Origin of the sequence: Streptococcus infantis (genome assembly GCF_047460875.1) — a bacterium.
Lineage (GTDB): Bacteria > Bacillota > Bacilli > Lactobacillales > Streptococcaceae > Streptococcus > Streptococcus infantis_AA.
Window position 1 is genome coordinate 1 of sequence record NZ_JASHFI010000012.1, and the last position, 19135, is coordinate 19135.

General features: G+C 41.5%; 17 protein-coding genes. 1 reads left to right on the forward strand and 16 read right to left on the reverse strand.

Annotated features, from left to right (window positions below; all coding sequences use genetic code 11):
* A partial coding sequence (locus tag QM887_RS08105; protein ID WP_414271225.1) for a G5 domain-containing protein occupies positions 1–761 on the forward strand: 761 nt, incomplete at its 5' end.
* Between the two features lie 98 nt (positions 762–859).
* Here the strand turns inward: QM887_RS08105 and purB are convergent.
* The 16 genes from purB to purC form a co-directional block, all read right to left on the reverse strand.
* Positions 860–2158 (reverse strand): adenylosuccinate lyase, encoded by a 1299-nt coding sequence (gene purB, locus QM887_RS08110; RefSeq protein WP_248034506.1) that lies wholly within the window; start codon positions 2156–2158, stop codon positions 860–862.
* A 57-nt stretch (positions 2159–2215) separates the two neighbouring features.
* The gene (locus QM887_RS08115) at positions 2216–2443 is read right to left on the reverse strand and encodes a phosphoribosylaminoimidazole carboxylase (protein ID WP_248034507.1); all 228 of its coding nucleotides are present in this window, start codon (positions 2441–2443) and stop codon (positions 2216–2218) included.
* A gap of 61 nt (positions 2444–2504) precedes the next feature.
* On the reverse strand, positions 2505–3764 hold the full coding sequence (locus QM887_RS08120) for an FRG domain-containing protein (protein ID WP_414271226.1): 1260 nt from the start codon (positions 3762–3764) through the stop codon (positions 2505–2507).
* 179 nt (positions 3765–3943) lie between these two features.
* On the reverse strand, positions 3944–5023 hold the full coding sequence (gene purK, locus QM887_RS08125; protein ID WP_414271227.1) for a 5-(carboxyamino)imidazole ribonucleotide synthase: 1080 nt from the start codon (positions 5021–5023) through the stop codon (positions 3944–3946).
* Complete coding sequence (gene purE, locus QM887_RS08130; RefSeq protein ID WP_414271228.1) at positions 5010–5498, reverse strand: 5-(carboxyamino)imidazole ribonucleotide mutase; 489 nt, start codon at positions 5496–5498, stop codon at positions 5010–5012. The genes purK and purE overlap by 14 nt, the downstream gene beginning before the upstream one ends.
* Positions 5499–5689: 191 nt before the next feature.
* Positions 5690–6952, reverse strand: coding sequence for a phosphoribosylamine--glycine ligase (gene purD, locus QM887_RS08135; RefSeq protein WP_414271229.1), 1263 nt, complete (start codon positions 6950–6952; stop codon positions 5690–5692).
* A 76-nt stretch (positions 6953–7028) separates the two neighbouring features.
* On the reverse strand, positions 7029–7769 hold the full coding sequence (locus tag QM887_RS08140; RefSeq protein ID WP_414271230.1) for a hypothetical protein: 741 nt from the start codon (positions 7767–7769) through the stop codon (positions 7029–7031).
* A 24-nt stretch (positions 7770–7793) separates the two neighbouring features.
* Positions 7794–9341 (reverse strand): bifunctional phosphoribosylaminoimidazolecarboxamide formyltransferase/IMP cyclohydrolase, encoded by a 1548-nt coding sequence (purH, locus tag QM887_RS08145; RefSeq protein ID WP_414271231.1) that lies wholly within the window; start codon positions 9339–9341, stop codon positions 7794–7796.
* Between the two features lies 1 nt (position 9342).
* On the reverse strand, positions 9343–9807 hold the full coding sequence (locus tag QM887_RS08150; RefSeq protein WP_414271232.1) for a GNAT family N-acetyltransferase: 465 nt from the start codon (positions 9805–9807) through the stop codon (positions 9343–9345).
* Between the two features lie 43 nt (positions 9808–9850).
* Positions 9851–10219 (reverse strand): hypothetical protein, encoded by a 369-nt coding sequence (locus QM887_RS08155; RefSeq protein WP_414271233.1) that lies wholly within the window; start codon positions 10217–10219, stop codon positions 9851–9853.
* A 2-nt stretch (positions 10220–10221) separates the two neighbouring features.
* Positions 10222–10779 carry a phosphoribosylglycinamide formyltransferase gene (gene purN, locus QM887_RS08160; protein WP_414271234.1) on the reverse strand — a complete coding sequence of 186 codons (558 nt, stop codon included), beginning with the start codon at positions 10777–10779 and terminating at the stop codon, positions 10222–10224.
* On the reverse strand, positions 10779–11801 hold the full coding sequence (gene purM, locus QM887_RS08165; RefSeq protein ID WP_414271264.1) for a phosphoribosylformylglycinamidine cyclo-ligase: 1023 nt from the start codon (positions 11799–11801) through the stop codon (positions 10779–10781). The genes purN and purM overlap by 1 nt, the downstream gene beginning before the upstream one ends.
* Positions 11791–13065, reverse strand: coding sequence for a PD-(D/E)XK nuclease family protein (locus QM887_RS08170; protein WP_414271235.1), 1275 nt, complete (start codon positions 13063–13065; stop codon positions 11791–11793). Before QM887_RS08170 ends, purM begins: the two co-directional genes overlap by 11 nt.
* A complete protein-coding gene (gene purF, locus QM887_RS08175) occupies positions 13016–14455 on the reverse strand; it encodes an amidophosphoribosyltransferase (protein WP_414271236.1) in 1440 nt (479 codons plus the stop codon). The genes QM887_RS08170 and purF overlap by 50 nt, the downstream gene beginning before the upstream one ends.
* 12 nt (positions 14456–14467) lie before the next feature.
* Complete coding sequence (locus QM887_RS08180) at positions 14468–18193, reverse strand: phosphoribosylformylglycinamidine synthase (RefSeq protein ID WP_414271237.1); 3726 nt, start codon at positions 18191–18193, stop codon at positions 14468–14470.
* Positions 18194–18401: 208 nt separating this feature from the next.
* The gene (gene purC / locus QM887_RS08185) at positions 18402–19109 is read right to left on the reverse strand and encodes a phosphoribosylaminoimidazolesuccinocarboxamide synthase (protein WP_414271238.1); all 708 of its coding nucleotides are present in this window, start codon (positions 19107–19109) and stop codon (positions 18402–18404) included.
* Positions 19110–19135: the final 26 nt, after the last annotated feature.

Sequence of the window (19135 nt, forward strand, 5' to 3'; positions counted from 1 at the left end):
CTGAAAACAAACCGAGAGTTGACATCCAAAATGAAGAAATTCCATTCACAACCATCACTCGCGAAACTAATCAATTACCTAAAGGACAATCTCGTATCGTGACTGAAGGTGTAAACGGTCGTCGTAGCCATTTCTACTCTGTGACTACTGCTACGAATGGATCTGAAGTTAAAACATTGGTTACTAGTGTTGTCGCTCAAGAACCAGTCGCTCAAGTGATCGAAGTTGGCAACCCTGTCACTCACCTTGGTGATGAAAAAGGACAAGCTACTATTGCTGAAAACAAACCAAGAGTTGACATCCAAAATGAAGAAATTCCATTTACAACCATCACTCGTGAAACTAATCAATTACCTAAAGGACAATCTCGTATCGTGACTGAAGGTGTAAACGGTCGTCGTAGTCATTTCTATTCTGTAACTACGGCTGCAGACGGAACTGAAGTTAGAACATTGGTTACAAGTGTCGTAGCGCAAGAACCTGTCGCTCAAGTGATTGAAGTGGGGAACCCTGTCACTCATGTTGGTGATGAACATGGGCAAGCTGCTATCGCCGAAGAAAAACCAACACTAGAAATCCCAAGCGAGCCAGCTCCAGCAACTGTTCCTGCTGAGGAAAACAAAGCTCTTCCTCAAGGTCCAGCTCCTGTAGCAAAAGAGAAAAAACTGCCTGAGACAGGAACTCAAGGTTCAGAATGGTTAATTGCTACTGGCCTTATGTCAGCTCTCACAGCTTACGGACTTAGCAAGAAAAAAGATTAAAGATGAATCTTTTGATATAAGATAAAAAGCGGGACTTAAGTCTCGCTTTTTTGTGTTGAATATAAGTACTGTTTTACTTGTGAATCTATCACAGCATATTAGTCACCGAGTCCGAGGCGGTCAAAGATATCATCCACTCGTTTGGTGTAGTAAGTTGGGTTGAAGATTTCGTCGATTTCTTCTTGAGTGAGGCGTGAAGTTACTTCTGGGTCTGCTTCAAGAAGTGGTTTGAAGTCGACTTGGTTATCCCATGATTGGGCAGTCTTTGGTTGAACAAGATCGTAAGCTTGCTCACGAGTCATGCCTTTTTCAATCAAGGTAAGCATCGCACGTTGACTGAAGATAAGACCAAATGTAGAGTTCATGTTGCGAATCATGTTTTCAGGGAAAACCGTCAAGTTCTTAACAATATTTCCAAAACGGTTGAGCATGTAGTCAATCAAGATGGTCGTATCTGGTGTGATGATACGCTCAGCAGACGAGTGAGAGATATCACGCTCGTGCCAGAGAGCAACATTCTCATAGGCCGTAATCATGTGACCACGGATAACACGCGCAAGACCTGTCATATTTTCAGAACCGATAGGGTTACGTTTGTGAGGCATTGCTGAAGAACCTTTTTGACCTTTAGCAAAGAACTCTTCCACTTCACGTTGTTCAGATTTTTGCAGACCACGGATTTCAGTCGCCATACGCTCGATAGAAGTTGCGATGCTAGCAAGAACTGCAAAGTACTCAGCGTGAAGGTCACGAGGAAGGACCTGTGTAGAGATTTCTTGAGCACGGATACCCAATTTGTCGCAGACGTATTTTTCAACGAATGGTGGGATATTGGCAAAGTTCCCAACTGCACCAGAAATTTTACCAGCCTCAACACCAGCAGCCGCATGCTCGAAACGCTCGATGTTGCGTTTCATTTCGCTATACCAAGTTGCCAATTTAAGACCAAAAGTTGTCGGCTCAGCGTGCACACCGTGGGTACGACCCATCATGATAGTGAACTTGTGCTCCTTAGCCTTGTCAGCGATGATGTTAGTGAAGTTTTCAAGATCCTTGCGGATGATGTCGTTGGCTTGTTTGTAGAGGTAACCATAGGCAGTATCCACCACGTCGGTAGAAGTCAAACCATAGTGGACCCACTTACGCTCTTCACCAAGAGTCTCAGAAACCGCACGTGTGAAGGCCACCACATCGTGACGAGTCTCCTGCTCGATCTCCAAAATACGGTCGATGTCAAAGTCCGCTTTTTCACGAATCAAAGCCACATCTTCCTTAGGGATTTCCCCCAACTCAGCCCATGCCTCGTCAGCCAAGATTTCCACCTCAAGCCAAGCACGGTATTTATTTTCTTCACTCCAAATGTTCGCCATTTCAGGGCGACTATATCTTTCAATCATGTTGTTTATTTTTCCTTTCTTTTGATGTTTCACATCAGTTAGCAAGCGGCAATCACTTTAGTCAAATTCTTCTTTCCCAATCCACACAGATGGATAGTGATCGAGTGTATTCAAATCCGTATCCAGTGGGACATCATAGATAGCTAAATAGTTTTCAGGATATTGTGCAACTAGCTCTTCATACTTAGCTTTCACCTTTTCGTGATCACTACTAGCATACAAGACTTCGACGACTGCTCCAGTCTTATCTTTTTCAACAAATGCGTTGACGATGAGTTGAATCATAAAAATTGATCAAGTCCGTAGCCCGTATTCAGTTAAGCGGATACGATACCCTTGTTCCTTTCTAGTATTTATATTTATCAGAAATAGCTCTAGAGATATGTTCAATATCTGGATAAATAAATCCCTCATCAATTCCAAATATTCTTAATTGTTCAAGGATTTCTTGTTTTTTTTCTTTTGGAATTACCAATTCATACTCTAACCTAATTGATTGTTGTATTGATTCATCTATTTTTTCCTGCATATTCTCAAAACTTATCCCTTTAGAAGAAATATACCCTGGAATAATAAATGCACCACTTTGATGTTTTATTCTCTCATTTATCTTTGCTGGCTTTACAATATAGCTTTTCTGAATATCTTCAAAAATTGCAACTGGGAACTTTAAAATTTCATTTCGACCCGAGTTCTGATTTAGTTGCTCCAAAAACGGTGTGAGCAACCTTTCTATATTGGACAATAGATATTTTTGATAATGTTCGATCTTTAAATTTTGTTTTCCTTGTCCGCCTAAATAACTTAAATAAGGATCATCTTGTAAAAATGGCTCTAATAATTTTACGATTTGATTTTCTGCTTCGTCTTCCGAAACAGTTATCGTTTTATCCCCATTTTTTATATTAAGAACCTTAAATGGTATTTTAAACCGGTCTTCTCCAAACTTTTCAATATTAGCTGATACAGTCTCACTATTAAACTCCTCTGTCAATTTCTGGATAATATCAGTAATGGTAAAACTCCGTGAAAAAATTCTAGGCCTTACTTCTTCAGGGAATTCCGACATAAGAGCCCTTAGGAACTCTATAAACTCATCTATTTGTGAACGAGGAATAAAATTCAATGCAGTCATTATAGATATCGTATGTCCAAAATAATATTTTTCATTATCAGTTAATGTTGTATATACATATAATTTACCATCACTTTCGTGATTCCCGCTACAAGCAAAAAATAGACCGACTAATGCATTCGTACTAACATCTAGAATACTTGTAACTGCGCCATAATGTTGAACTTCAACAATCCATTCAAATAATTTAGTTCCAAAAGAAGTTATAGGCCATCCCAATTCCTGAAAAATTTCAAAATAATAATCCTTAGTCCCATCTTCCACCAACGTCCTAAACATTGGTTTTTCCGCCTCTAGCTTGTTGTTTTTTTTCTCAGATCTAAAAATTCCTGGTAGTCTTTTAGGATAACACTCGCTTTCTCCCCTAAAAAATATCGTCTTTTTTTGTCCATCTTGAGTTTTTGTTGAAATTTCATTAATAAATACTGTATATTCTTCTAGAGAATTTATGGGCTTCCCTATCGTTACCATTGTTTCCTCACTTTTAAATTTCGATAAACATTTTGTTATTATATTTCTAATCACCTAAAAATCAATCCCTTTCCAGCAGTGGTTGTCTGGCTTCTCTTGTCGATTTTCGCCTGCGACAAGCCTAGTCAACCTTGCAGGGGTAGGGGTAAGACGACGGACCTTATAACTGGGGTCCTGTCTTACTCCCCAAACTCTTCAACCTTATCCGGTTCATCACTAAACAAGGTCACATGTCCCATTTTGCGGTTGTGCTTTGCTTCTAGTTTACCATATAAGTGGAGGTGAGCGCTTGGATTTTCTGTCACATATGTTTCAGCAGCCTCGACGTGTTGGCCGAGAACATTGAGCATGACAGCAGGGGCATGAAGTTTGATGGCTGGCAATGGTGCTCCGAGAACACCCAAGATGTGCGTGTCAAACTGGGAGAAGTCGCAGGCTTCAATCGAATAATGTCCTGAATTGTGCGGTCGCGGCGCGATTTCGTTGACAATGATGTCATCAGCCGTCGCAAACATTTCCACGCAAAGAGTTCCAGACAAGTTAAGCTGTTCTGCGATTCGCACTGCCATGGCTTTGGCTTTTTCAGCTAGACTTTCTGAAATGCGAGCAGGCACAATGGTTTTTGAAAGAATGTTGTTGCGGTGGATATTTTCCTGAACTGGGAAGACTGTCACGTCCTTGCCATTCCCAGACACGATGACAGAAATCTCAAGATCAAAGTTGACGAATTCTTCCAAGACGCAGTCTGCAGAATCAGCCAGCACATAGGCTTCTTCCAGGTCTGCTTCTGAACGAATAACCTTTTGACCATGGCCGTCGTAACCACCGGTCGCCGTCTTGAGGACATAATTTTTCGAGAAATCGATATCTGCCAAATCTTGGCTTGAGGTCACGACCTTGTAAGGAGCCACAGTGACTTGGGCCTTGTTGGAAAGAAAGTCCTTCTCAAAAATGCGATTTTGGGAAATGCGGAGTAGGTCTGTTCCTTGTGGAAGCTGGCCTTCTTTGATAACGGCATCCAAACCATCAGCATCGACATTTTCAAATTCATAAGTGAGAACATCACAGCGATCTGCCAACTGACGAAGGGCATCCACATCGTCATAAGGGGCCACGATGATTTCTGCCACACGGGAGGCTGGACAATCAGCTGCTGGGTCCAAGGCGATAACCTTGTATCCCATGTAGACAGCTGAGATCGCCATCATCTGACCGAGCTGGCCACCACCGATGATGCCAATGGTTTTAGTTGAGCTCATTTGTAGACTCCTCTGCAATTTTTCCTTGTTCTTCAGCGAAATCTGCTAACGCTGTCGCAATAGCCTGGTCCTCTACTGAAAGAAGACGGAGGGCAAAAAGGGCTGCGTTAGTCGCACCTGCTTCACCGATCGCCATGGTTGCGACTGGTACCCCACCTGGCATCTGAACGATAGAATAGAGTGAATCCACACCGCTAAGGGCACGAGATTTGACGGGCACACCAATGACTGGAAGTGTAGTCTTAGCAGCGACCATCCCTGGCAAGTGAGCTGCACCACCTGCACCTGCGATGATGATCTTAATGCCACGACTACGTGCTTCTTCGGCATGTTTGAACATGAGGTCCGGTGTACGGTGTGCGGAAACAACTTTCTTTTCATAAGCAACGCCGAAGTTATCGAGGACTTCAGCCGCTTTTTGCATGGTTGCCCAGTCGGATTTTGAGCCCATGATGATGGAAATTGCTGGTTTCATTTCTTCTCCTTTTTCTTCCTTTCAACAATCACCTTAGGTTGTGAGGGACAGAAGCAAACCTTAGGTTTCATTCCTAAACTTTGAGCCTAGGGTCTCAAAGTTTTCCCCGACCAGAACATTCACTGTTCTGGTCTTTTCACCACGGTGACCATTATCGTATTTGGCGACTTCGTCGCGTTATTCTTATATCTTTACTTAATAGCCTTGCTTCCTATATCAGTTCGGTAGAAGAGGCCTTCTGTGTTTTGTTTGTTGAGTTCCTTGTAGATAATGTTTTGGCCGTCTTTGACGGTATCTGCTGTTGTGACTAGCATGTAGACACGTCCTCCGTTTGAGAGGAGGTCTTGACCATTTTCAGCGAATTTCGCTCCAGCATAGTAGGTGATGATGTCACCTTCTGTCTTAGCTGGAAGCTTGACACCCTTCTCATAAGCGAGTGGATAGCCGTTTGAGGCTACAACCACACCAAGTGTCACACCCTTGTCCATCCAAGTGATGGCTGGCTCTTTGCTATCCAAAATGTCAGTGATATTTTGCGCAAAGTCAGATGTCAAACGAGGCAGGATAATCTGAGTTTCAGGATCTCCAAAACGAGCGTTGAACTCGATAACCTTAGGTCCGTCTACTGTCAAGATAAGCCCCGCGTAAAGGACACCAAGATACGGACGACCTTCTTTGATCATCCCTTCAAGAACTGGCTTGACAATAGTCTCAACCGCCGTATCAACCACGCTCTGTGGCAAGTGAGGAACTGGCGCATAGGCACCCATCCCACCAGTGTTAGGACCCTTGTCGCCATCATAAGCACGTTTGTGGTCCTGAGCCGTTGGCATGATGTAGAACTTTTCCCCATTGACAAAGGCAAAGAGAGAGAACTCTTCCCCGTCAAGGAATTCCTCGATGACCACACGCGCACCTGAATCACCGAATTTATTGTCCAAAAGCATCTCGTGAGCAGCTTCGACGGCTTGCTCAACTGTCTCCGCAACGACGACACCTTTCCCAAGGGCCAAACCGTCTGCCTTGACAACGATTGGAGCGCCTTTTCCCTCGATGTAGGCCTTGGCTTCCTCGAAATCTGAAAATGTGCCATAGGCTGCTGTCGGAACATCGTATTTGACCATGATTTCCTTGGCGAAATCCTTAGACCACTCCAGCTCAGCCGCAGCCTTTTTCGGACCAAAGGCTTTGAGACCAGCTGCATTGAAATCATCCACAATACCAGCTGCAAGGGCATCATCTGGACCGATAAAGGTCCAAGCAATGTCATTTGCTTTTGCGAAGTCAATCAGCTTAGAATGTTCGGAAATAGAGATATTTACCAATTCCAGACCATCTAAGGTCATCCCGTCATTCCCAGGAGCCACAAAGACTTTTTCAACGTCTTTTGACTCAAGCAACTTCTTAGCAATCGCATGTTCACGACCACCCGATCCAACAACTAACAGCTTCATAATTCATTTCCTCAAAAATACTAATTTAATCTAGATTTGAGCACACACTCAATTAATAACTTCTACTCAAAAATACCTAATGATTAATACGAATATCATTTTCTTTTAAGTATTTCCTACATTTTTTGTATTGCTCTATATAGTAACCATTATTTACTTCTTGATACGTTAAACAATCAACCCCATCTAAAATTTCTAAAGTAGCTTCCGATTTTGACAAATTTTTGTAAATTAGCATAAGCAAATGATAAGAACCATCGACTCCTAAAAACAAAATAAACACAAAAGCTGCGTCCCTTTCTGGAGCATTTGCTCTTAGACTATTTGGCCCTATAATCACTTTCTTTTGAATACTGGAAGGTTTTAAACCATTAATTTTATTATTTAAATGAATATGAATAGCCTCAACTGTTTCAAAATAAGGATACTCTTTTTTGTTATCGTAAGAAACATTATCTAGATATGGATATGGAATAATCATATAGTCCCTTTGAATAGAACCTGAATTTACAAATACTCTTAATTGAGGAAGTTTTAGTTTTTTCTTCAAACCACTCACAGAAACTTTCGCTTCTCGATAGCCTTCGATTTCCCATGATAATGATAGAGGAGCTCTATGATCACTTTTTCTCCCGTTTATCCATTGCAAATACCCCAGCAATACACTTAATGCAAATGCTAATGAACTAATCACTAAAGAAAGATTAATATTATTAAATTCCTGTGATATCTGACTAAATACACTAAATTTCCACGCTAATAAGCTTATTGCTAATAATAAAATTATCAACACAAAAATTTTTATTTTTTTATTCATTATGAAATCTTCCCTTTTATTTTCTTAATGTCTAAAATGTCTGACTCCTGTAAAGACCATAGTCAAGCCATATTTATCAGCCGCTTCAATAGACTCTTGGTCACGGACGGATCCACCAGGCTGGATGATGGCCTTGATGCCTGCTTTTGCGATTTCTTCCACATTATCCGCAAATGGGAAGAAAGCATCTGAAGCAAGGACAGCGCCGTCAAGACGGTCTTTTGCTTGATCAATAGCAATACGGACGGAAGCCACACGATTGGTTTGACCAGGGCCAACACCAAGTGTCATGTGGTCATTAGTCACAATGATTCCATTTGATTTGACATACTTGATAGCTTTCCAAGCAAACTCAAGGGCAGTCGCCTCTGTCTCCGTTGGTTGGCGTTTAGTCACCACTTGCCAGTCAGCTGGGCTTTCTTTGATCACGTCTTGGTTTTGAACGAGGAGTCCACCGACAACACCTGTGTATTCCGCTTCCACTTCACTAGCATCTTGAGCGTCAAATGGCAACTCCAGGATTCGCAAGTTTTTCTTTTTGTTGGTCAAAATAGCTAGCGCTTCATCCGTATAGCTTGGTGCAATGATGATTTCAAGGAAGACACCATGCATTTTTTGAGCTGTCGCAGCATCCACCTCACGGTTGAGAACGACAATTCCACCAAAAATAGACACTGGGTCAGACTCATAAGCGTAGTCCCAAGCAGTCTCGATGTCATCAGCTTGACCAATCCCACATGGGTTCATGTGTTTGAGAGCTACAACCGTTGGACGTTCTTTGAAATCGCGGATAATACGGATAGCAGCATCAGCATCGCGGATATTGTTAAAGGACAATTCCTTACCGTTGAGCTGTTTCGCTGATGCAATCGAGTAATCCGTTGGCAAGGCTTTTTGGTAGAAGTCTGCGTCTTGTTGAGGGTTTTCACCGTAACGCATTGGTTGTTTAAGGTCATAAGTTAGAGTGAGTTTTTCAGGTTTTGCTTCCCCCACTTGAGCTGTGAAGTATTCTGCAATCAAGGCGTCATAAGCCGCTGTGTGACGAAATACTTTGGATGCCAACCGTTGACGAGTTTCATAAGAGGTTTCGCCGTTTGCTGCCAATTCGTCAAGAACAACAGCATAGTCAGCAGGATCTACCAAAACTGTTACGCTAGCGTGGTTTTTAGCTGCTGAACGAAGCATAGATGGCCCACCGATATCGATGTTCTCCACCGCGTTAGCGTAGGTCACATCTGGTTTAAGAATGGTTTCCTTGAATGGGTAAAGGTTGACCACAACAAGATCGATCAACTCAATCTTGTTGTCCTTAGCAGCCTCTAGGTGACTATCCAAGTCACGACGAGCAAGAAGCCCTCCGTGGATATTTGGGTGGAGGGTCTTCACACGACCGTCCATCATCTCTGGAAAACCAGTCACATCGTCGATAGCAATAGTCTCCACCCCAGCATTATCAAGGGCAACTTTAGTGCCCCCAGTTGAGATGATGTCCCAACCGAGTTTTTTGAGTTCTTGGGCAAATTCAACAATGCCCGCTTTATCTGAAACACTGATTAAGGCCTTTTTCGTCATTCTATTCCTCTTTCTTTAGATCCAAGCGCATAGCGACTTCGTTATTTTCTTCTATAAATCCTGTTTCCTGAAAACCCAGACTAGTCAACAGGTACTTCATTTTTTCATTTCCAACTACATAATCTGCTATAATATGATTGCAACCTCTATCCATCTGAGCCTCTTTGATCAGAACTTGCAAGGCTTTTCGTCCATAACCTTTTCCTTGGTACTGCTGGCCAATCATTATCCGCCAGATAAAATATTCTGCCTCATCCTTATCTATTTCCAACAGTAGAAAACCAACTACTAGCTCATTCCAATAGATTGCCATTGGAAACACATCCCCATTCTCTCGGTAGAGCCATGCGTCAGCTAAAGAACGCACATTGGGAGCTACAAAACGCGCTCGTTCATCAGCATCAGATATTTTCAAATCCAGCACTGCCTGAAAACTGCTCTCATCTACTAATTTCAGATTAATCATTTTTTCTCCTTTTGAATAAATAGGATTTTGAGGTGATTAAAGACTAATCTAACTCATATAAAAGGTAGTTATCAAAATTTATGATTCCTTTGAGGTAATCTCGGTCTTCTTTAGACAACTCAAATTCTGGAAAAGTCGCAATTAAACTGGACAAATAAAAATAATTCGGGTGCCTACGATAAGAAAAACCTGCTTGACCGAATTTCCCTTGACAAAAATCATAGGTAAGTTTTAATTCTTGACTTGTGACACCGTCTAAAATTTTATCTAACTCTGAAAGCTGACTTTTATCAGTATTTTCTATCATAGCTTTCACTGTATTTACTAAAACAAAAAGAAAATCATTAGTATTATCCAGTAGAATTGGTCTGTTAGATAACTTATTCTTTAACTCCATATAGTATTGGTCCATAATCATTTCTTCCTCTCCACTCCCAAATGTTCCAAGACTTCTGGATAAAGTTTGTACTCTGTTTCGTGGATGCGAGTTTCGAAAGTATCAAGGGTATCACCTTCAAGGCGTGGCACACGGACTTGTTTGATAACCTTACCGGTATCAACACCAGAGTCCACCCAGTGAATGGTCACACCGCTCTCAGCAACACCTGCATTCCAAGCATCCTCAATACCATGAGCGCCTGGAAATTCAGGGAGATAAGCTGGGTGAATATTGATGATGCGACCTTCATAAGCCGCTAACAAGGTTGGACCAACGATTTTCATATAGCCTGCGAGACAAACCAAGTCAATCTGGTGCTCATCTAAGAGTTCGACGATGGCTCCTTCATAGTCTGCCTTGCTCTCAAACTCCTTGAGTTCAAAGGCATAAGATAAAACCCCTAGCTTTTCAGCACGTTCTAGAACGTAGGCATCCCGGTGATCTGAAAAGACAAATTCTACTGGAAATTGTTCCGCAATCACCTGAAAGTTTGAACCATTTCCAGAAGCAAAAACAGCAATTTTTTTAGCCATTATTTTATCACCACACTTGTATCTGTCTTCTTGACAATCCGACCGATTTCATAAACTGGTTCGTCAAGAAGTTCTTTGACACGTTCCACATTTTCTGGTTTCACCGCAAGCATGAGACCAATACCCATGTTGAAGATTTCAAACATTTCTTCGTGTTTGATTTGACCATATTTTTCAAGGGCTTTGAAAATTGGAAGGACCGGAACCTTGCTTTCATCAATTTCAGCAGCCAAGTCATCAGCGAACATACGTGGTACATTTTCGATGAACCCACCACCTGTGATGTGGGCAATCCCGTTAACCAATTCTTTTTTGATGAGTGGCAATGTTGCTTTGACGTAGATACGAGTTGGTTCCAAAAGAACGTCTTTAAGTTTTTTGCCTTCCAATTCTGGGAGGACTTCTTCACCTGTATAGTCCGCAAAGACACGACGCACAAGTGAGTAACCATTTGAATGGATTCCGCTTGAAGCAAGTCCCAAAATCACATCCCCTTCAGCTACTTTTGAACCGTCGATGATTTGAGATTTTTCTGCAACACCGACAGCAAACCCAGCCAAATCATAGTCATCTTCACCATACATACCAGGCATTTCAGCAGTTTCCCCACCGATAAGGGCCGCACCGGCTTGTACACAACCTTCTGCAACACCTGCAACGACTTGTTCCAATTTAGCTGGTTCATTTTTACCAGTTGCGACGTAGTCGAGGAAGTATAGAGGCTCCGCACCTGCAGCGATGATATCGTTGACGCACATGGCCACACAGTCTTGTCCGATGGTATCGTGCTTGTCGTACTTAATAGCCAGCATGAGTTTAGTACCAACACCATCTGTACCTGAGATCAAAACGGGCTCTTTGACACCTGTTTTTGAAAGGTCGAACATACCACCGAAGCCACCGAGAGCTCCCATAACACCTGCACGTTCCGTACGTGCCACGTGTTTTTTGATACGTTCTACAACTTCATAACCCGCTTCAACGTCCACACCAGATTGAGCGTATGCATTTTTAGACATAATCTTTCTCCTTTTCCTTTTCATTCCAAGTTTCAATAAATACCTTTTCAAATTCATCTATTTGTTGAAGATTTTCTAATAGAAAGTCAATGAGTGTTTGAGTTGCTTCAGATAACAACAAGTTTTCATCTGAAGCATCAAAATTTAGAAATTTATTAGAAGTATTAAAACCATATTTACTATATTTGTCAAATGTCAAAAGTTTAAATTTCCGAGACTGTATGTCTGTTAAATTTTTTTTAGATATTGATAAATAAACATCTGTCTGAAAATTACTATATGTTATCTCATAAAAATAGGCTGAACCAGTAGACCATTCTGTATTTTCCTCTTTAACAACATTGTCAATAAAATTATCTAACCGTCTTGTTCTAAAACGTAAAAAAGTTTTTGAACAATATTTTTCATCGAAAATTAAATTTCCCTGTTCATTTAGATAATTTAAAACACCGACTAATTTTTCACGAAGCATCTGCGTATCAGGTCTGTTTTCAAAAATAAGATCTAAAACTTCTTTATATTTAAAATAAATTTCAGCACTTAACTCTTTCAACTCTATATCATTCAAAATATTTCTCCTAATATTATCATTGTACTCTTTAAGGATGTAAGAAACTTTCTCATTATCAATCTCATCCACATACAATTCTTCTAGTATATCTGAAATATCTTGATATGAAAGTAAACTCCAAAATTGCCTTTCCTCAACATCAGCATCTATCGGTGCATCTCCATTTGGTGTCAGATAAATATATATATTACGATAACCAGCATAAGAATTTTCAATAAATTTTCTATATTTTCTCAACTGATTGTCATGGTCGGAGGTGAAAGTTTTATTTTCAATAACTAAATTTATTCGATGTTCTTTATTTGTATACAGAACATCAATATTATTTTTACTTTCTCTATATACTTCTGCTTTTGAGAAATCTTTCAATATTATTTCAGTTGGTTTAATTGTTGCAAAAGATAGATTATTATCAAACACTTTCATCAATATTTTTTTGAAAAACTTATCTTCCAATTTATGACTTTCTCTGGGATCAAGCAACCAAGCTAATACCCGACTATGACGAATTTCAGCACTAGTTATCCCTAAAATTTCAAAAATATTAACTCCCGTTAACCATCTTGAAAAATCTTTTTCCGAATTTTTTTCAAGGTACAGCAGAAATTCAGTAATTTTATTTTCTATTTTCACCACTAACCCTTTTCTAATAGAATGAAGTTTTTTCTTCCAAACTTCTACGATAGTCTTCTTCATAGTCGTAGAGAGGCGTTGGGTAGTCACCGTCAAAATAAGCGACACAGAGACCACCATTTGGCGCATCTGTTTCAATCCCAATAGAGTCAATCAAGCCATCAATCGAAAGATAAGTCAGGCTATCCGCACCAATGATTTGGCAAGTTTCCTCGACGGTATGATTAGCCGCAATCAACTCCTGGCGTGTCTGGATATCAATCCCGTAGAAACATGGATAGGCAAGAGCAGGACTACCAATGGCAACGTGCACTTCTGACGCCCCCGCTTCTTTCAAAAGTTGGACAATACGACGAGATGTTGTTCCACGTACAATTGAGTCATCAATCATGACCACACGTTTGCCTTTAACGACACCAGATACGGCAGAGAGTTTCATACGAACTCCTTGCTCGCGCAATTCTTGAGTTGGTTGGATGAAGGTCCGTTGCGTATATTGGTTCTTGATGAGCCCCATTTCATTTGGCAAACCTGATTCTTCAGCAAATCCCATCGCTGCGCTGAGTGAGGAATTTGGTACACCAACTACGATATCGGCTTCATGCTTGAATTCACGTGCCAATTGAGCTCCCATTCTCTTACGAGCCGTATGGACATTGACACCGTGGATGTTGGAGTCGGGACGGGCAAAGTAGATATACTCCATGGAACAGATAGCAAGCTGAGTATCGTTTGTATAGCTGTCATACTGGATACCATTATCATCAATAATAACAATCTCGCCTGGTTTCACGTCGCGAATCCACTCAGCACCGATTACTTCGAAAGCACAGGTTTCAGATGAAACCACAACTGCTCCATTGGCCATTTTCCCGATTGATAGAGGACGAAAACCGTTTGGATCAAGGGCTGCAATTAACTTATCTTCAAACATCAAGAGATAAGCAAAACCACCTTTAACAAGACTGAGCGCTTCCTTAATTTTACCCATCAGGCTTGGATTGTGGCTACGGCGAATCAAGTGAGCCAAGATTTCTGAATCAGAAGTCGAGCTAAAGATTGCCCCTCTTTGTTCCAATTCTTGCTTGAGCGATTCTGCATTGGTCAGATTCCCATTATGAGCCAAACCAAACTGCATGTCATGAAAGCGGAAGAGGAAAGGTTGGATATTGTCTACAGAAGCTTCTCCCGCAGTCGCATACCGCACGTGTCCAATCGCTCCAGTCCCTGTCAATTTATCCAAATTAGCAGGATTTTTGAAGACTTCTGATAAAAGCCCCATATCACGATGACGCTTCAATTGTCCATGGTCATTGGAGAGGATTCCCGCCCCCTCCTGACCACGGTGCTGAAGACTATGGAGTCCAAAGTAGGTCAACTTGGCAGCATCTGGGTGCCCCCAGATACCAAAAACACCACATTCTTCATTAAGAGATTTTACTTCGTATGTCATTTTATATACCTTTTATTTTCCAGTAAAGTATTTCACCGCTGACGCAAAGAGGTGTTGGTCTTTATTTCCTGGAATATTTTGGAAGAGACCGTCTTCGAAACGTTCTGAGTGCCCCATCTTCCCAATAATTTGACCGTTCTTACTTGTAATACCTTCGATCGCATTAACAGAACCATTTGGATTGTATTTAGAATCCATGCTTGGTTTACCATCAAAGTCAACGTATTGGGTAAAGATTTGACCATTGTCACGAAGCTCTGCGAATTCCTCAGCTGTTACGACAAATTTACCTTCACCGTGTGATACTGGGATGGCATGGATGTCACCAACTTCTACTCCAGCAAGCCATGGTGAGTTCGTGTTGGCAATTCGTGTTTCAACCATCTTAGCCACGTGTTGATTGGCATCATTGTAGAAGAGGGTTGGACTCGTGCTGCTTGCATCTTCAAAGTTACCGTATGGAAGAAGGCCTGATTTGACAAGAGCTTGGAACCCGTTACAAATACCGATGATCAAACCACCTCGTTCAATGAAGCCATCAATGGCTACACGTACTTTTTCATTGAGCAAGATGTTGACGATAAATTTAGCTGATCCATCTGGTTCATCCGCTGCTGAGAAACCACCTACAAAGAAGATAATGTTGGCTTTTTCAATGTTGTCAACCATGGTGTCAACAGATTTGACAATCGCTTCTTCATTAAGTGTGACAAATGGTACCAAGTTGACTTTTGCACCTTCTTTTTCAAAGGCCTTAGCTGAATCGTACTCAGAGTTAGTACCTGGGAATACTGGGATGTAAACCACCGGTGTATCAACCGTTTCTTTAGCTTTGATGACAGCATCTGATGCTACAGCAGGCACTTCTTCCAATTCTTTTGCTTGCGCAAATTCTGTTGGGTAAACCTCTTCCAATTTACCTTGGAAGGCACTGTCAAGTTTGTGTCCATCAAGGGTTACACCATTGACAACCAGTGTAAAGTCCGTTGCTGTTTGTCCGATCTTGGCAACACCAGCAATTTCTTCCGGAGATGTAAAAACGAATCCTCCCAATTGAGCTGTCAAAGAACTTTCAAGTTCAGACAAGGTTACCTCTGAACCGATATGATTTCCAAAAGTAGCAAGTGCTAAACTTTCAACCACACCGCCGTATTTAACAGCTGATGCAGATGTCACTTTGTGAGCCTTTTGAAGAGCTTCAAATTGAGTAAAGTTAGATTTAATAAGATCGAAATCAATTTCTTGTGCCAAAGCTTGACCAGGAATGTAGTAAATATTTTCACCAGCAGCTTTAAATTCTGGAGAAAGAACCTTACGACTATCTGCAGTTGTAACACCAAAAGCAACCAAGGTTGGTGGTACTGTCAATTCTTCAAAGGTACCAGACATAGAGTCTTTACCACCGATAGATGGCAAACCAAGTTGAATCTGAGCTTCGATTGATCCAAGAAGAGCAGCTACTGGTTGACCAAAACGCTCTGCTTGTTTATCCATACGCTCGAAGTATTCTTGATAAGAGAAACGAGCCTTAGACCAGTTGGCACCAGCAGCAACCAAACGAGCAGTTACTTCGATGACCGCATAAGCCGCACCATGATATGGAGACCATTCTGCTACATAAGGGTTGAATCCTTGCGCCATGACAGAAGCAGTTGTAGTCACGCCATGTTGGACTGGCAATTTCTGTACAGAAGCTTCCGTTGGTGTGATTTGATAGCGACCACCAAGTGGGTGATTGACTGTTGAACGTCCAACTGAGCTATCAAAGATGGTTTGTAACCCTTTTTGACTGGCATGGTTAAGGTCAGCCAAGACTTCAAGAGTATCCGCTTCAAGGGTTTCAGCAGATGTTTGACGTTCTTCTGGAAGCTTGACATCCTTGTCAACCACCTTAGCATCTACAACCACACGTACACCGTTTGTATCAAGGAAACGACGTTCCAAATCAACGATGGTTTCACCATTCCAGTGCATGACAAGGTTTGGTTTTTCAGTTACTGTCGCTACGACAACAGCATCAATATTTTCTTTGTTACATGCTGCAACGAAGGCGTCTACATCTTCTGGACGAACCACTACAGCCATCCGTTCCTGAGATTCAGAGATGGCAATTTCGGTACCGTTCAAACCTTGGTATTTCAATGGCACTTTATCTAGATCAATTTCAAGACCATCTGCCAATTCACCGATAGCCACACAGACACCACCAGCACCAAAGTCATTTGATTTCTTGATCAGACGAGTCACATCTCCATTACGGAAAAGACGTTGAATCTTACGTTCTTCGATGGCATTCCCTTTTTGGACCTCAGCACCAGCTGTTTCAACAGATTCAACGGTTTGAACCTTAGAAGAACCTGTCGCACCACCGACACCGTCACGTCCAGTCTTACCACCGAGCAAGATAATCACATCGCCAGCTTCAGGCTTTTCACGGACAACATTTTCCTTAGGAGCCGCACCGACAACTGCACCTAGCTCCATACGCTTAGCAACGAAACCTGGGTGGAAGTATTCACGAACATAAGTTGTTGCAAGACCAATTTGGTTCCCATATGAAGAATAACCGTGAGCCGCTGTTTTAGAAATCACTTGTTGTGGCAATTTACCAGCACGAGTCGCTGAAATTGGAGCCGTGATATCACCAGCACCTGAGATACGCATGGCTTGATAAACATAGGAACGACCTGACAATGGGTCACGAATGGCACCACCGATACAAGTAGCCGCTCCACCAAATGGTTCGATTTCCGTTGGGTGGTTATGGGTTTCGTTCTTGAACATGAGAAGCCAGGGTTCCTTGACACCATTGACATCCACTTCAATTTCAACTGAGCAGGCATTGATTTCATCAGATACTTCCATGTCATCCAAACGACCATTGGCACGCTCATAACGACCAAAAATAGTCGCCATATCCATCAAGGTTTGAGGTTTTTCTGTACGTCCCAACTCATCACGCATGGCAATATACTTGTCGTAAGTCGCTTGCAATTGTTTTTGGAATTTTGAAGCTGAGAAGTCGATATTCTTCAACTCCGTCTCGAAAGTTGTGTGACGGCAGTGGTCAGACCAATAAGTATCCAAAACCTTAAGCTCCGTCTCAGTTGGTACACGTCCAATGGACTTAAAGTAATCTTGAATGAAGAGAAGGTCATCCACTTCCATGGCCAAGCCTTGCTCAGCCTTATACTGTGCAAAATCTTCTGCCGTATAAGTTTCAAAGAAATCCAAGCTTGGAATGGTCTTGTCAGACTCAGAGAAATCCTGTTTCGCAATACCAACAGTGATATCTTTGAAACGAGAATCCACTGGGTTCAAGAGATAGTTTTTGACAGCTTCCAACTCATTCGCATCAATATCCTTGTTAACCAAGTAAAGTTGTGCTGTGTTCACCGTTACATCATTTGAACTACCAAGCAACAGCAAAGCTTCTTGTGAAGATGCCGCGCGTTGGTCAAATTGACCAGGTAAGCTTTCGATAGCAAAGAAAGCAACTTTCTCAAGATCAGCCTTAACCGTAGCTTCATCCAAAACAGTATCGGTCACTTGCTCAGAGAAGATGTGTTTTTCCGCACGCGCAAACAAGTCCTCTGCCAAATTAAAGACATCATAAACCTGAACAATACGAAGATCATTCAAAGTTTTCAACTGAAGATTATGCTTTAATTCTTTTACTAAAGACTGAGATTTCACACGAAAATCAGCTTTTTTCTCAACGAAAATACGTTTATCCATTTTAGTTCCTTTATTTCTATTCAAATAGGTTATCGAAGACGAAGGGGTTCCGTTCCAAAATGATTACTTCAAGCCCTGCAATTTCTCCAACACAACCTTGTACACATCCGTTAAACTGCCCAAATCTCTACGGAGTGAAAAGGTCTAGTAGACCTTTTCATCCTGAGTCCTTTTACTTGGAAGACGAAGATTTTTCGTTTCAAACAGGTTACTTCAATCCCTGCAATTTTTCTAACACGACCTTATAAACATCCGTTAGACTGCCCAAATCTCTACGGAAAACATCCTTGTCCATATGGTGCCCTTCCGCATCCCAAAGGCGACAGTTATCTGGTGAGAATTCATCAGCTAAGATGATCTTGCCATCCTTATCAAAACCAAATTCCAATTTGAAGTCAATCAATCGAAGACCAATTTGTGCAAACCAATCTTTCAGCAATTCATTGATACGACGCGTTTCTTCCTTGATATAAGCAATTTGCTCATCATTGGCAATATCCAAGAACTTCACATGCTCATCATTGATAAATGGATCATCCAACTCATCATTTTTGTAGTAAAATTCAACGATTGGAGTTTCTAAGTCCAAACCTTCTTCCACGCCAAAACGTTTTGAGAAAGAACCTGCAGTCACGTTACGAAGAACAACCTCCAAAGGAATGATGGTCACCTTCTTATTGAGTTGTTCTGTGTCAGAAATACGTTCGATAAAGTGTGTCGCCACACCAGCCGCATTTAATCTTTCAAAAATAAGAGACGAAATCTGATTATTTAGCACACCTTTACCTTCGATGGTCTCTTTGCGAGCTCCATTCAACATGGTTGCCTGGTCCTTGTAGACCGACTTAATCACATTTTCGTCTTCTGTAGTATAGATATCTTTAGCTTTTCCCGTATAAATAAGTTTACTGGACATTTTCTTGTTCGCCTTTCGCATTACTT

Coding starts and splice junctions, on each gene's coding strand:
- QM887_RS08140 (WP_414271230.1), bottom strand. CDS start 7,769: ATGAATAAAAAAATAAAAATTTTTGTGTTGATAATTTTATTATTAGCA.
- purE (WP_414271228.1), bottom strand. CDS start 5,498: ATGAAACCAGCAATTTCCATCATCATGGGCTCAAAATCCGACTGGGCA.
- purB (WP_248034506.1), bottom strand. CDS start 2,158: ATGATTGAAAGATATAGTCGCCCTGAAATGGCGAACATTTGGAGTGAA.
- QM887_RS08115 (WP_248034507.1), bottom strand. CDS start 2,443: ATGATTCAACTCATCGTCAACGCATTTGTTGAAAAAGATAAGACTGGA.
- purC (WP_414271238.1), bottom strand. CDS start 19,109: ATGTCCAGTAAACTTATTTATACGGGAAAAGCTAAAGATATCTATACT.
- QM887_RS08180 (WP_414271237.1), bottom strand. CDS start 18,193: ATGGATAAACGTATTTTCGTTGAGAAAAAAGCTGATTTTCGTGTGAAA.
- QM887_RS08120 (WP_414271226.1), bottom strand. CDS start 3,764: ATGGTAACGATAGGGAAGCCCATAAATTCTCTAGAAGAATATACAGTA.
- purN (WP_414271234.1), bottom strand. CDS start 10,779: ATGGCTAAAAAAATTGCTGTTTTTGCTTCTGGAAATGGTTCAAACTTT.
- QM887_RS08150 (WP_414271232.1), bottom strand. CDS start 9,807: ATGATTAATCTGAAATTAGTAGATGAGAGCAGTTTTCAGGCAGTGCTG.
- purK (WP_414271227.1), bottom strand. CDS start 5,023: ATGAGCTCAACTAAAACCATTGGCATCATCGGTGGTGGCCAGCTCGGT.
- purH (WP_414271231.1), bottom strand. CDS start 9,341: ATGACGAAAAAGGCCTTAATCAGTGTTTCAGATAAAGCGGGCATTGTT.
- QM887_RS08170 (WP_414271235.1), bottom strand. CDS start 13,065: ATGAAGAAGACTATCGTAGAAGTTTGGAAGAAAAAACTTCATTCTATT.
- QM887_RS08155 (WP_414271233.1), bottom strand. CDS start 10,219: ATGGACCAATACTATATGGAGTTAAAGAATAAGTTATCTAACAGACCA.
- purF (WP_414271236.1), bottom strand. CDS start 14,455: ATGACATACGAAGTAAAATCTCTTAATGAAGAATGTGGTGTTTTTGGT.
- purD (WP_414271229.1), bottom strand. CDS start 6,952: ATGAAGCTGTTAGTTGTTGGATCGGGTGGTCGTGAACATGCGATTGCT.